The 14,272-nt window shown below is 44.7% G+C and carries 15 protein-coding genes and 1 riboswitch; of the genes, 2 read left to right on the top strand and 13 right to left on the bottom strand.

Going from position 1 to position 14,272, the window contains the following annotated elements:
- Nucleotides 1-81: 81 nt before the first annotated feature.
- From OC538_RS15495 to OC538_RS15465, 7 genes are all read right to left on the bottom strand, one after another.
- Nucleotides 82-1,155: a metallophosphoesterase gene (locus OC538_RS15495; RefSeq protein WP_262177151.1), complete on the bottom strand. Its 1,074-nt coding sequence runs from the start codon at nt 1,153-1,155 to the stop codon at nt 82-84.
- Between the two features lie 116 nt (nt 1,156-1,271).
- A complete protein-coding gene (locus OC538_RS15490; RefSeq protein ID WP_262177148.1) occupies nt 1,272-2,027 on the bottom strand; it encodes an energy-coupling factor transporter transmembrane component T family protein in 756 nt (251 codons plus the stop codon).
- Entirely contained in the window at nt 2,008-3,378 is a 1,371-nt protein-coding gene (locus tag OC538_RS15485) for an ABC transporter ATP-binding protein (RefSeq protein WP_262177146.1), read from the bottom strand. Before OC538_RS15485 ends, OC538_RS15490 begins: the two co-directional genes overlap by 20 nt.
- Complete coding sequence (locus OC538_RS15480; RefSeq protein WP_262177144.1) at nt 3,371-3,952, bottom strand: ECF transporter S component; 582 nt, start codon at nt 3,950-3,952, stop codon at nt 3,371-3,373. Before OC538_RS15480 ends, OC538_RS15485 begins: the two co-directional genes overlap by 8 nt.
- A gap of 1 nt (nt 3,953) precedes the next feature.
- Nucleotides 3,954-4,535 (bottom strand): Ykof family thiamine-binding protein, encoded by a 582-nt coding sequence (locus OC538_RS15475; RefSeq protein ID WP_262177142.1) that lies wholly within the window; start codon nt 4,533-4,535, stop codon nt 3,954-3,956.
- Nucleotides 4,536-4,613: 78 nt separating this feature from the next.
- Nucleotides 4,614-4,720: riboswitch (TPP riboswitch) on the bottom strand.
- A 267-nt stretch (nt 4,721-4,987) separates the two neighbouring features.
- On the bottom strand, nt 4,988-5,470 hold the full coding sequence (locus tag OC538_RS15470; protein WP_262177140.1) for an NUDIX hydrolase: 483 nt from the start codon (nt 5,468-5,470) through the stop codon (nt 4,988-4,990).
- A 115-nt stretch (nt 5,471-5,585) separates the two neighbouring features.
- Nucleotides 5,586-6,581 (bottom strand): YecA family protein, encoded by a 996-nt coding sequence (locus tag OC538_RS15465; RefSeq protein WP_262177137.1) that lies wholly within the window; start codon nt 6,579-6,581, stop codon nt 5,586-5,588.
- Between the two features lie 259 nt (nt 6,582-6,840).
- Between OC538_RS15465 and OC538_RS15460 the strand changes: the two genes are divergently transcribed.
- Nucleotides 6,841-7,632: a DUF2935 domain-containing protein gene (locus tag OC538_RS15460; RefSeq protein WP_251696507.1), complete on the top strand. Its 792-nt coding sequence runs from the start codon at nt 6,841-6,843 to the stop codon at nt 7,630-7,632.
- A gap of 70 nt (nt 7,633-7,702) precedes the next feature.
- On the opposite strand, the gene OC538_RS15455 is transcribed toward OC538_RS15460, so the two are convergent.
- Together OC538_RS15455 and OC538_RS15450 are read right to left on the bottom strand one after the other, a co-directional pair.
- A complete protein-coding gene (locus OC538_RS15455) occupies nt 7,703-8,632 on the bottom strand; it encodes a polysaccharide deacetylase family protein (protein ID WP_262177134.1) in 930 nt (309 codons plus the stop codon).
- 105 nt (nt 8,633-8,737) lie between these two features.
- Entirely contained in the window at nt 8,738-9,304 is a 567-nt protein-coding gene (locus OC538_RS15450; RefSeq protein ID WP_262177131.1) for an ATP-binding protein, read from the bottom strand.
- A gap of 113 nt (nt 9,305-9,417) precedes the next feature.
- Between OC538_RS15450 and OC538_RS15445 the strand changes: the two genes are divergently transcribed.
- Entirely contained in the window at nt 9,418-9,747 is a 330-nt protein-coding gene (locus OC538_RS15445) for a YqzG/YhdC family protein (RefSeq protein ID WP_262177128.1), read from the top strand.
- A gap of 177 nt (nt 9,748-9,924) precedes the next feature.
- Here OC538_RS15445 and OC538_RS15440 read toward each other — a convergent pair whose 3' ends face one another.
- The 4 genes from OC538_RS15440 to OC538_RS15425 all read right to left on the bottom strand — a co-directional run bounded on the left by OC538_RS15440 (nt 9,925) and on the right by OC538_RS15425 (nt 14,181).
- On the bottom strand, nt 9,925-10,770 hold the full coding sequence (locus OC538_RS15440; RefSeq protein WP_262177125.1) for an MBL fold metallo-hydrolase: 846 nt from the start codon (nt 10,768-10,770) through the stop codon (nt 9,925-9,927).
- Nucleotides 10,771-10,801: 31 nt separating this feature from the next.
- Entirely contained in the window at nt 10,802-11,857 is a 1,056-nt protein-coding gene (locus OC538_RS15435; protein ID WP_262177122.1) for an LLM class flavin-dependent oxidoreductase, read from the bottom strand.
- Between the two features lie 281 nt (nt 11,858-12,138).
- Complete coding sequence (locus OC538_RS15430; protein WP_262177119.1) at nt 12,139-12,801, bottom strand: reverse transcriptase-like protein; 663 nt, start codon at nt 12,799-12,801, stop codon at nt 12,139-12,141.
- A gap of 36 nt (nt 12,802-12,837) precedes the next feature.
- Nucleotides 12,838-14,181, bottom strand: coding sequence for an amidohydrolase family protein (locus OC538_RS15425; protein WP_262177116.1), 1,344 nt, complete (start codon nt 14,179-14,181; stop codon nt 12,838-12,840).
- Nucleotides 14,182-14,272: the final 91 nt, after the last annotated feature.

The following is a 14,272-nucleotide window of genomic DNA, read 5'->3' as shown; positions in this document are numbered from 1 at the left end:
TTCACAACTTTATCGTCATTTTGTGACCTTCGACCCACACCAAAAAGCTTCGACAGGCGTCTGCCTTCGAAGCTTTTCGAATTACAGTAAACAATCCTTCGGAATCCACCCTACTTCGCCGCTGCTCGACTTCACTAATGCATATCCATCGTGGCGGTCATCTACAATCGAGACAGTTTCCCCTTTTTCGACGGATAAAAACGTCGTGCTCAAGTCATTTTTACAGCGGCCCTCATGAATGAACTCATTTTTTATCCATTGTTCAATGCCAAGGTTTGTATTCTCACACAAAGTAAAGAACTCCTCTTCCTTTAGGAGGCGCAATTCATAGTTTGGATAGGTGACCGTTCCGACACGCCCCCTTTCATCCACATGATCCCGTATAATTGTTTTTTCATTCAATCCATCAACGTATGTATAACTGATGTCTTCCCCTTCAATGAGTATAGCGTTCAACTGCCCATCCTCTTTTATTTGATTGCCGCCATCTATGGCAATCACTCTTTTCTCTAAATCGATTAGCGGACAGTTCGAGCTGACTGCATTTGCCCGATAATTGACGACAGGCCAATGCCCTGCGATAACCGTCTTATCCGCCTGATGCCCTTTCTCATAAAATGCCTGGGCATATAAAGCATATTTGCGGCTTGTTTCCTTCCAAACCGGAATATCCTCTATACCTGCGTGAATGATGATGAAATCGTCTGTTTCATAGGCGATGGGAAGTTGGTCCAGCCAGGCAAGCACCTCACCAAAATGACTCCTATAAAATTCGCCAAGTTCCTGGAGCGTCGCAAATTCGTCCAGCGACTTTCCGTGGAGGTCGAGCATTTCATTCAAAATGGAGTGCTTCCGCTGCTCCATATAATTTTTGATGCCTTCCACATGATTGAATACATAATCGTGGACGACATCACAATTTCCTTTTGTAATAAAGACGCGATCAGATTCTACGCTCAGCTTTCTCGCAAATGCCACCGTCGAAAGGCTATCCGGACCTTTTTCGCAAAGATCCCCATTGATGAATAAATAATCTTCCTTCGTATAGTTCACTTTCTCAAGCAATTCTTGAAACAGCGGTAAGTTTGCATGAATATCCGACGTGATAATCACACGTCTATCTTTCTCCAATTTCAATTCCCTTACATCAATCATGACTTCATTTCCCCTTTACCAAAACCGGTTTCTGAATCATCTTTATTCTCTACAAACGACTATACCATATGGAAGTAATCGGCAAAAGGGTCCCACTCCAAATGGGACCCTCAACGCTAATTGATATACAAAACACTTGTACAGCTTAGAACGAGGAGCAGCATGAAGAGGCTAACCATATACCCGTCCACCTTGCCGACACGGACGACTTTGTAAAAGCTGTTCCTTTTCTCACCTGTAAAGCCTCTTGCCTCCATTGCAAATGCGGCCCTTTCCGCTTTCCGGACAGCCCCCGCCAGCATCGGTAGAAGGATTTTCCGCATATGCAACAGTCGGCGGAGTGCATTTTCCTCTTGCATCGCTCCTCGGAGACGATGGGCTTGCTGGATCTGAACAAACTCATCCTTCAAGACAGGTAAAAACTGATACCCAACCAATATGCTATACGCAATTTTCGGCGACAGCTTCATTTGCTGCATGAGACTTAAAATGAATGAAACGGGATTTGTCGTCAATGCGAATAATAGTGATAAGCCAGAGAACGCCAAGACACGAAAACTTAATGACAATGCGTGATTCAACTGGACTTCCGTGATGTTAATCGACCAAATCGATAGAACGACAGGCCCTGACTTGTCTTCTGCAAAGACGAGTGTCGTCCAAAAATACCCGAACGCCATGATGAGAAAGGGAATCATGAGCAGAATCCATAGCTTCCAATCAATCCTGCTGAACAACAGCTGGATGAGCAGCACTCCGATCCACATGAGCAAGGGCGTCCATGGATTGAAGAAGAATGCCATCGTCAACATGCAAATCGTGACGACAATGAACTTTGCAGCAGGATTCATATTATGCAAAGCAGACTTCATGTTCCACCCACCCCTTTGGCTGAAGCAGATGATGGTCCGCCAGCAGCTCTTCATCACGCCATACTAGAGCAGCATCAAACTTCCCAGTCAAAGCACCATCTTGCATTAATAAAGCCGAATCCGCCACATGAAACGCAAACTCCATATCATGTGTGACAATCAGGAAGGTCGTCCCTTCCCTTGCCCGCTCGTCAATCAACCCGAACAGCTCCACCATGGATGCGGCGTCTTGCCCCGATGTCGGTTCATCCATCAAAATGATTTCCCTGCCATCGCACAGCATTGCAGCGATCGCCACTCGTCTCTTCTGTCCATGGCTCACGGCAAACGGATGGGCCTCTGCAACCGCCGCCAAGTGCAAACGAGATAGCAATTCTTCTGCATCCGCCCCGCCGCCGAAAGCAATCTCATCCCGTACCGTTTTCGTAACGAATAAGAATTCCGGTGATTGAGGGACATATCCTAAATGTGAAGGGCGCACAGTTCCACTTGCAGGAATCAAATTGCATAATGCTTTCAGCAACGTCGATTTGCCGCTCCCATTCGGTCCGGCCAGAATTGTAACTTCTCCCCGGTTCAATGAGAATGAAACGTCTTTTAGAAATGACTCCGTGCCGACGTTTGCCACTTCCAATGACTGACCTTCCTGTTTGCTGCTGATCCTTTTGCTCATTGGATTCACGTCATTTATTCGCTCCAGCTGAATTTCACGATCGAAAAAACCTCCCCATAAATCGAGCCGATGCTCAATCGCCAAGATTGTCAGAGACTGTTCCTGTTGAAGCTCATCCAGCCAACTAATGAACTGCTTTGCGGTATACGGATCTAAATGGGAGATCGGTTCATCGAGCAGTAGGATTTCCGGCTCCATGATCAATGCACATGCTGTCGCAATCCGCTGCTTTTGCCCTCCGGATAGCTGTTGGATGACGGAATGACGGAACTTGGTCAATCCTGTCAAATCCAATACGTCTTTAATCCGTCCATCCATTTCCTCCCGCTCCACATTCAAGTTTTCAAGCGTGAAGGCAAGCTCCTCTTCGACCGTCATCATGCAGAACTGTGCATCCGGATCTTGGAAAACGGTCGCAATCCGGTGATTCACTTCACCCGGCGAATAGTTCTGGCTTTCTTTATCAAATAAAGTAACGGAACCCTTTACGATGCCATCGCAGTTTTCCGGGTACAGCCGGTTGCATAAATAAAGCAATGTCGTTTTTCCGCTCCCGCTGGGCCCCGTTATGACAACCCTTTCCCCTCTTGCCACGGAGAATGAAAGATCTTCAAGAATCCATTCCTCCTCGTCGGGATAACGGAAACTTACATTATCGAACCGGATCACTTCACGCACGCGCCTCACCTTTTTTCGCACGCGTAATCGGATAGCCTCGGAGTGATCCCGTAGCGAGCAGTCCATCGACGACCGCCTTGCCCCCAATGCCCGCTATGACCGCGCCGCTGGCAATCCGGATACCGAGCATGAGCAGCACATAACCTGTGCTGAACACCGTGAATCCACCTAGGAAATAACCATAAATGAAGCTGAATACCGAGGCGCCGACACCCGCCAGCATTAGCACCCATATATCAAATCGCCGATAGCGCGTTGCGGCGAAAGCCGCCTCGGCCCCTAGCCCTTGAATAATACCTGCGAGAATCAAACGCGGACCGACCGCATTTCCTAATAGCACCTCGATGGCAGCTGCAATCGTTTCCGAAATGACCGCAGCCCCAGGTTTCCGGATAATATACATGCAAATGATCGACACGATGAACCAAATGCCAAAAATCCATTCATAAGCGATTGGGCCTATGAACCCGGCCCAAATATTCCCTACGTGCAAAAACAACAAATAGACAATCCCGAACACGACAGAAAACAGCGACATGAGGACAACCTCTTTCAACTTCCACGACTTAAGCATGTTACAGTCCTCCGTGCGACGGACTGTTGATGCTCATCGAAACCGTCATGACCAGATGCTTGTGCTCTTCAGAACGCACATTGCTGAAAGCCTCTTCATAAAATGCAAACACATCATGGATATCCCCATGGATGCCGCTCGCATAATGCATCGATTCATTAAAGACACCCTGCTCCTTCGCCCTATCCACTTCGCGATAAATGATGTCCATATACGACGGATTATTCATCGGATACAGCGCAAATTGAGATGACACATATTGCTTCGTAGCATCTGTATTCGCGATGTTCTCGCCTTTTTCCAAATACGCGTCGCCCGCCGTATCACCCGGGCACCCTGCCGAAAACGTCCCGGACAATGCAATATGCTTGCCGGTTTTCGCGGCATGCAACGCAATCGCCTTCGCAACGTTAAAGACATGAATCTGCTTGCCGCGAATGACGGTAGAGACATCGTCTGTATGCATCCAAACATTCGACGTATCTGTTAATTCAAGCGCTCCTTTAATTACACTTACAAAATCATCTGCCATCGGATATAACGAAAAACGAAATCCGACGATTGGACTTAATCCACATTCCATTTCCTTCGACCTCCCGAAAAATTTTCATAAAAAAAACTACATCCCGGAAGATGTAGCACTTCTCCAATATGAAACAATCGGAAAGCCACTACACTTCCCCACGCAGGTATTATCCTGATCGGGTCGTAAGGGATCGGAGCTCTTGCTCGCATCTCAGCCAATAGTGGGCACCCCTAGTGCAGAATCGGTATGTAGTTGGTTTTTATGTTGCCATTAGTATAGACGAAGAATTTTTACTTGTAAATGAAATCTGGCAAACTCGTACTTTCGTCTATAGTGTAGAGTGCCATTCTTGCAGATGCGCATAAAATCTTCCATTCACGCATAAAGTCACGTAATTGCGCATAAACTCGAGGATTCACGCATAAATCCATGAATGCACGCATAAACATGATTAAAAGCTCATAAATCGCAGTAATCACGCATAACTGCACTAGCATGGAGTTTTCACCCTACATCTTCCTGCTCATTTTCACGTCAAATCCAGGATGTGTGACATATTCTTGATACTCCACATTCCCGTCAAACTTAAAATACTCATCAATACGGGCTCGGATTGCGGGCTGCGTAATATACGCAAGCACTTCATCCTTAGGAACCCACTTGCAATCCGACGTCTCGTCCGATGTGCAAAGCTCTCCGCCAACCGGCTTGCAGGCAAAGTCGAACATTATTTTTGTCGGGACGTCGGTCACTCCGTCATACCATTTATAAATGGCTGAATTTGTATACACGCCAATCAAGTGGCTCACTTCCACATCGATGCCGCTCTCCTCTTTCACTTCCCGGATTACGCCATCCATCAAATTCTCCCCGACTTCAACCTGCCCACCTGGAAATACCCATCCGCCGTGTTCAGTTTTCACGATTAACATGTTGCCTTCCCTGTCTTCAACAAGCCCTCCACAAGCTACAATATGCGTCGGCCATGCCATTTTTCCCATCCCCTTTTCATTGAATGAATAAATTCTACCAATATTCCGATAATAAAGATAGAGTTAAGAAATCCACCTGCCGCTTAAACAAGCAACAGATGGACAATAGCTCTATTCAATTTGTAACTTTGGCTGTGTAATAAGCCTCGAGGTCTTTGGAGTATTTATTCATGGATGAAGGAGAAACTTCAAACCATTCAGCGATTTCCTTCAATGGCATGGAAATCGGTTCAAAAAATGAATTATCTTGTCCGAAACGAATTGCGCCTGCGGCAATCGCCATTTCCTTCCGTGCATTGGGCTGCTGCTCCACTAAAAAGTCTTCAACTACATCTAGCAGCTCTTTCGGGTCTCGATTGTGCTTTTCCAAAAATTCAATTGCAGATAACAGAACGCCAGCTTCGAAATTGGTGAATTCGCCGCCTTCATACCCATCGTCACCAAGGCATTTCCAGAAATCCAATGCATTTTCTTTCAGGAAAGTTGAAACCGAAAGTGCTTCTTCAGATGAAAACCTTTTTGCGAATTCCTGAATTGCATTCGTATGGTCCGTTGGGAAAAAGAGTAAGCTTGATACAGCCAAATAGTGATTTTTATCATCCGTACCGTCAGGCAACACGAAGCAGAACAAGTGGACCCCAACAGGTACCGGCTTTTCACTCTCCCTGCGAAGCTTGATTATTTCATCATTAAAAATCATTTGTACCGTTATATATGTATCATCCACTTCGATAACTTCCCCGATGAACGATCGCGGGTTTTGCCACGTCTCAACCACTCGTAATACAGATGGCCGCAATAGCTTTTTCTTCTGTTTGTCCAAATACCCTAACCAAATATCAGATCGATGGTTGAAAAAGAACTCATCCATCGCAATCGCCTCAATCATTTCTTCGGGCATGTAAGTGCCTAACGACTGTTTCCATTCATTCGCCAGCTTCAAATATTCAGGGATATCCTTCCGCTCTGGATACTCGTCGTAGAAAGTCTGCAATGCACGTTCCAGTTCATCTTGTTGAACAGTTTCAATGGAAACTGCATTTTTCGACTGACAACATTTCTTATATTTCTTCCCGCTGCCACAAAGACAAGGATCATTACGTCCGATCATTTCAAAACACTTCCTTCATAAAAGTAGAACCTATCCAGTTTACCATTTTTCTGGCGTTTCTGGAACAGTCCCAAATTCATGTTTTTAGCACCTTAATGAATCTATGTTCGTTATATAGAACAAGCAGCATCTTTGTAGGACATACACGGATTTGTCATATAGGAGTTGAATGGCGAATACAATCTAATTGGTGACTATGAATAGACGGGAGGAATGTGAGTAATTGATTCAAGGGGTCGGCAAACTGTAAGGAGAATACATGGAATGGAGTGGGGTTTTGGGTTATACGGATAACTATGAAAGGGATGCCTACGGGATTATCGCTTTTTGGTTACGGAACGATTATGACCACGGCCGATTTTTCGACAGGGAAATTAGTCATTACGAAACTGAATTGGCTCGTGCCAACCTAAATAACATTCAGCGGTTAGGTAGAATTTGGCAGAAAGCGGAATCGAAAACAGGCGATCTTGGCACCTTGATTGACGAAGCACAACATGCCACACGGGAATTCCATAGCTTGCTCGCGTATACTATGGATAAATCACTACACTGCGATGTTATAATTTCTACGCCAGTATCACTCCTAGACCATATGGTGCGCGAATCCGAAGAATCTCAACGGGTGTATAAGCTGATGGAAAGCGGAGGCCAAGTTTCCCCGGCAGATGCTATCATTCATGAAACCGTCTTTTGGCTGCGACAAATGGCGGATCATCTCGGTTATATACGACATTACTCGGACGTATCGAATTACGAAGTGAACTTTGAAGTGACGAAGATGATGCAAAAATTCGAGCGGCTTTACATGCAAGCGACTGCACTCCGAACAATGATACGCAGACCGCGCAATGAAACGATTCCAATTTTGACGCATTTCAAGGAAATGATCATTCAAGAAGCGAAAAGCCTGGAAGAATTCAAATTGGAACTTGACGCACTCATTAAAAAATGTGCAATTGCTACAACTTCTCCACCTGATTTGCTGGAGCATATCGCGCGGGAAGCACATCATCTGTGGAGGAACTTGGAAGACGAAAGAATAACATAAAATCAGCCTTATCCAGTAAGAATGTACGCCCGGCATTTGATGATATTTCATCAGATGCCGGGCGTTCTATTTAATCAATTCGGTTTTCGCTCATAAGATCGCTCACTGTTCCGAGTCGAAGCCCTTTCGCTTTAATATCAGCTATCATTGCCCCTAGCCCTTTAGCGACAGGGTCGGTTGGATGCATCAGGATCATTGAGCCGTTCTCCACTTTTGATACGACGCGCTGCACCATTTCAGAGGGTTCGGGTTTTTTCCAATCTACCGTGTCGACCGTCCATAATATCATTTTCATATTAAGTTCATGTGCGACATCAATCGTTTGTTGATTGAAGCTTCCACTAGGCGGTCCAAACCATTTGGGCTTGAAGCCGATTGTTTGCTCAATGACATCATTTGTCTTTGAGATTTCTTCCATCGTCTCGGTCCTGGAACGTTTTTGAAGATCAGGATGACTATACGCATGGTTGCCGATTTCATGACCATCATTATAAATCATCAATGCCAGATCGGGATTCTTCTTCGTCCAACTGCCGTCGAAGAAAAAAGTTGCTTTCACTTGTTGATCATTCAGGATGTTAAGGATAGTGGGGATATATTCATCTCCCCACGCCACATTAATAAGAAGAGAAACCATCGGCTTGTCAGGATTCCCCCTGAAGATTGGCTGAGGATCCAAATCATCCAAATGAACAGAGGGAGGAACTTCTTTAAAAACGAGCTTTGTCTCGTCGAACTTCCCAGCTGTCTTCATCTTGTCATAACTGGCGTCGACGTCTACAATCAACCCATTATACCCCGGCATCGCCTTCCAGACCCTATCCACCTTGGCATCGATTGGTTTGATTTCATGCTGCTCACTGTAAGATTTGATCTCCTGATAAAGGGCTTCATTTATCACAGCATTTTTCATTGTTGAGTCTTGGAACATAGCATTGCTAGGGTTCCCGAAAGTTCCCGCTGCTAAGATAAACGCGCCGACAAGCAATAAATACTTCATGATGTCAATTTCCCAGGCCAGTTATCGTTTTTCATTGCCAGTCCTCCATTTGGATATAGTGGCCTTACGATTCCCGTTCGCAAAGGAACTATACTTGGCCGGTGACTAGCGGATATGTTTTGCCATCCTAACAATTCTCTGGATAACATCCTCAACTTCATCACTGTTTTTAATTACGAATAACTGATCTCCTTCTCCCTCAACTGGATCTACGACGTCTTCCTTAAGCGAATCGACGTTTTGCCGAACGAGTACTTCTTCGAAATTGGACGCGCTTCTGAAGATCCCCGTATCACGTTGACTGTTCGCAATGCGCGATTGAAGTACAGCATCCGGCAGGTCAAAGTGGACGATGACTCGATGGAATTCATTTCCAGTAAAGAACTGTTCAAGCAAATATGCGCGACCTTTCCGGCTTCGATTTGAATTGCAAATAATGAGATGGCAGTCGCTATGCTCTTTCGCATAATCAACAATTAGCCGGGAGATTGCGTGCTTCAGCGTATTCGGTCCTGTCTTCGGTTGTAAGGACTTGTAGTATGTATTAATAAATGCCCCATGGTTATCTTGATCCATCACAATGGAGTTAGTTAGCTTTTGTTCCAAAGCCTTTGCAAATGTAGTTTTTCCGCTATGCGTTTTGCCAACAGTTAGTATGACTAGCCTTTTCATTGCCACAACTCCTATTCTCACAATCTGCAAATCAGTTATTCGTGCACGAACAGAATGAATCCAAGCAAATGACTCATCCTAACAGCATCAGCCGAAGAAGGAGTTGAAACTTCATGAAAAATTTACTTGTAACGCTTGGATTAATCATGTCAGTTCATGCATCGGTAGCAGATTTAACTATCCCTACGCAGCAGCACCAACAAACACCCGCATACGCCAAATGGGGAGCACTGGCAGTCAAAGAGACAAAACAAAAATACCCCGACGCAAATATTGTCGACTACTTGCATATCGGGAGTGAAACAAAAGACGATACAACCATTGAAAAGTTCAAGTTATGGTTAAAAGACGACCAGCGCGAATTCGGGGTTATTATCAACATCACCTTCACCACAAATACCGGCAACATCATCAAAATCGATTTCCAGGAAACCGACAGATAAAAGTTAATAGCGGTGCCTGTGCAGCACACTAATCAGTTTATTAACTACAATTGAATAAACTGACAACGGAAACACTGTCTTTGCCACGTCAAATAATAATTCTGCATTATATTTATCCATAATGTTAAATAGTCATAAATGTATCTTGCACAGGCACCCACACAATTCTCACACAATTCACCATCCGTTGATGAAGAAGCCGATTGTTTCGATTTCGTCTTCGTTTAATTCTCGTTGCAGGGTGCTGGCCATTTCTTTGCGGACGGCTTCTTCGCTCCCTTCATGCTTTTGGGTGAGCAGGGCTGCATTTTTCAGCAGCTGCAAAAACGAGTTGAATTCTTCTTTCGTTAAAGGTGCTGGATGATGGGAGAGGAAGTAAATTTCTGCATCGTATTTTTCTAATTGCTGAACGAGCTTCAGTATTTTTCCCACCGTATAATTCCACTTTTCCGCGTACAGATTCGCATAGAGGCAATCCCCTAAAAACAGTGCCTTTTCTTCCGGAATGAACACAATGCATGAATCGCTTGAATGGTCGCCGCCGATGTGTTCAATTTCACAAGTCACTCCACCTACATGTACTGTCATTCGATTTTCGAAGACAATCGTAGGAAGCTGAATTTGGATATCCCGCTCAGAACCGAATTCCTCCTTGATTGCGTCTGCACAAAACGGGATTTCCGTCCCTTCCTCTACTCGTTGATCCAAGTCTTCGTCTTCCCAGGATAGAGACTGCATTTCTTGAATATTTCCGTAGGTCTCCTTACAGGAAATACTCGGTACGGCAATTTCACGCATGCCAAAGACATGGTCCCAATGCCAATGGGTGAGGATGAGTAGATCCGCACTGATTCCAATTTCCTCTAGCTGTTGTATAAAAAGCTTGGCGTGCTGTGAGGAATTACCGGAGTCAATGAGCACTGTCTTTTCTTCCCCGACAATCGCCCCTAGTATCGGGCGGTCCGTTACTTGAACAGGCGGTAAATAATAAAGTCGATCGGATATCTTCGTTAGTTTTTGCATTTGTCTTCTCCTTACTTTATAGCTATATCTGTTATTTTTTGTTTTCTTTTTCCCATCGTTTAATTTCAGCTCTGACAATGGGAGCCACTTCCGTTCCTAGCAGCTCAATCGCCCTCATAACGTCTTCATGCGGCATGGAACCGACAGGAACGTGGAGCATGAAACGTTCAACTCCGACATTTTTACGGAGGTAGATGATCTTCTCTGCGACTGTTGCAGCGTCTCCTACATACATGGCCCCTTCCAAACTGCTCGCTGCTTCGAAGGTTTCACGCGTGTACGGCCCCCACCCTCGCTCTTTTCCTAAGACATTCATTACTTGAGCCGTTGGCGGGAAGAATTTATCCTTTGCTTCGGCTGTTGTCTCTCCTACAAACCCATGGGAATGGGATGCAATCTTTAGCTTCGATACGTCATGTCCCGCCCTCTCAGCAGCTCGTTTATATAACTCCACAATCGGCGCAAACTGCAACGGACTGCCGCCAATAATCGCGAGTACAAGAGGCAGGCCAAGAACGCCAGCACGTACAGCTGACTGCGGGGTTCCTCCGCTCGCAATCCAAATTGGCAAACGATTTTGTTCAGGTCGTGGATACACACCTAGATTCGGAATGGAAGAACGATGTTTCCCATTCCATGTAACCTTTTCGGAGTCGTTAATTTTCAATAGTAATTCCAGTTTCTCATCAAACAATTCATTATAATCCTGAAGATCGTAGCCAAAGAGAGGAAACGATTCGATGAAGGATCCCCGGCCCGCCATTATTTCAGCACGGCCATTTGATATCGCATCAACCGTTGCAAACTGTTGGTAGAGCCTTACAGGGTCGTCAGAGGACAAAACAGAGACTGCACTCGTCAATTTAATTCGGCTTGTCCGTGCGGCCGCTGCTGCAAGCAGAACAGCAGGCGATGAGCAGGCGAAATCTTCACGATGATGCTCCCCTACCCCGAATACATCCAACCCGACTTTATCCGCCAACACGATTTCTTCCACGACTTCACGGATGCGTTCCGCATGACTAACAACTTTACCCGTTTCTACATCAGGCGTCGTTTCCACGAATGTTGTAATACCGATTTCCATTTTTATTGCCTCCTAATTTACTCAGTAGCTTTTGCCCTATTGTATACCAACATTGAAGTAACAGCTGTTCCAAGGCATTCGCCATTCAATTCAAAAAGTGAGCCATTCCTGGCATAACTCCGGAGGCAACTGAATAAATTTGAACATATGCTTGCAAAGGAGTGATCGAGTGGCAAAATGTAAAAAATGTGGTGCAGACAAATCCCAATGCAAGAATTGCAAAAAATGCAGTTAACATAGGTTATTATGAAATGCTTTTGTTCCCATACCGGGAACTTTTTTTATTCCTTCGCTCTTTCGATTGTTGCCGAAACTTCAATACCATTCATTGCTTGTGTCGCTAGCCGGTCTGCCTCGGCATTCTTTTTTCGCGATATCAACTCATATTCCGGTCGAATTCCAAGCTCTTTCATTTTCGCTTCAATTCGATCTCCCCAACTGTATAGATTGTTTTCAATGACTGGCCATTCCTCGCTCAGATGATTGATGACGACCCGGGAATCCCCGATGAACCGTACGGAAAGGTCATGAACGTTCAACAGCTCCAACTCTTGCAAGCAAAAATGAAGTGCTGCATATTCGGCTTCGTTATTCGAGATCAGCTCTGTTACAGCTATGTTTCTTCTTAGACGATAAGACGTCCCGTTCTGATCGTAGTAAATGACACAGCCTAAACCAGCAGCCTTCGTCGTCAGGTCGAATCCCCCATCAAAATAAACCGTAATATTATGCGGTTCCGTTTCAATCCCTTTCAAATAGCCCTTCATTTCCTTAACCGTCCACGAACTGTCGAAACGGTCGATGAACTTTATGCTTTTTGCGCGCCCCGTCCTCTCCAAATCTTCCGCAATGCGAACAGCCTGTGCTGCATCCATCTCCTCGGAACGGAAAATGGTCTCCATCCCTTTAGGCGATTTGTATATCCATTCCACTATGACGTTCATGGCTTTTCCCTCCAGTGGTAATCGTTGCTTCGTTATTTACAAGTATTCATCTGTTTCCCATTTCCTTTGGAATTCACTAAATTGTTGTTCCATATAATCTTCACTAGGCACATGAGTAAGGATTTCCTCTAGACTAAAAACTTTACCTCCCTTAATGACTCGATGAATATCCTTTGTATGTTTAATATCCTCTAACGGATTGTTATTTAGAATGATAATGTCAGCAATATTTCCTTCTTTTATTGCCCCGACCGCACCTAAGTTAATTGATCTTGCCGCTTTTATTGTCGCCGCTTGCAAAGCTTCCATCTCAGTCAATCCAATTTCGACGAATAATTCCAGTTCTCTATGCAACGCCATACCCGGAATGGTCCAAATTAATGCCGGGGTATCCGTACCTGTAACGACAGTCCCTCCCAGATCAAAGTAGGTTTTCGCTATCTTTTTTGTAAACTTGTTGAGCTTGCCAACTTGTTCATTTAATAGATCTATTTGCTCAGACATATTGCGCCAGTGCTCAATGAGTATATTATTCTTTTCGAGCGACTTTGTTATATTGTTTTTTGGATACCAATAGTCTGGGGACTGCTCCACTTGATCAGTAACAACGAGAGTTGGGCAGAGCTTTACATTATAGTGAATCATTTGTTGACAAAGCTCTTGTATCTTATTCTCATCAGGTGTATCCCAGTTAATGTGACTCCACTCCGTTTGGTCGGCTGATGGATACCATCCTGGATAAATCGCTTGTGCAAATCCAGATGCATGTTCAAACCAAGTGACACCAATTTGCGCGGCATCTAAGGCATTCAAGTCCTTTGAATGGATAAGATCACAGCTAACTTCCACCTCAAACTTCTTTGCCTCGTCAACTGCTGCGTGCATCACTTCCCTGTTTGCCCAGCCATAGACTTTTATAAATTTCGCTCCAGCGCCAACTTGTCGTCTTACTTCTTTTCTAGCTTCGACAGGATCATCAGTAACGAAGTTTCCAAAGCTAGTTGGCCCCCAAAGCCCCGGAGTACCGTCAATCATTCGATCCGCGGCATATACAGTAGGTGATGGTGCATCGATGGGTGCATGTATCAAGTTTTCAAGCATGTATACATTCCCCGCTGTATTCCGCACCGTCGTAACCCCAGATGCCAAAAAATGAGGTGCAAATCTTTCTTGGATATGACAATGCATATCCAACAAGCCAGGGATAATATATTTCCCCTGCGCATCAATGACAGAAACCCCTTCCGGCAATGGATCATTAGATTGGTAAACCTTTCGTATTTTAGTTTCCTTAATTTCAATCGAACCTAAAAATGACCTACCATTCTCCACATCAATAATCATTCCATTTTTGACAACATAATTCATATACTCAACCATTTGTCATCCCCCTTTTTAAAAACGAACTATCTACATTCATTTTATAGTAAGATTTAAATGAACACGGAATAGTTTTCATATAGTGGAATCG

This window comes from Saccharococcus sp. Marseille-Q5394 (genome assembly GCF_946901335.1).
Taxonomy (GTDB): Bacteria; Bacillota; Bacilli; order Bacillales_A; family Planococcaceae; genus Sporosarcina; species Sporosarcina luteola_C.
Note: the sequence above shows the minus strand (reverse complement) of the source record. Positions and strands in the feature narration are given on the sequence as shown.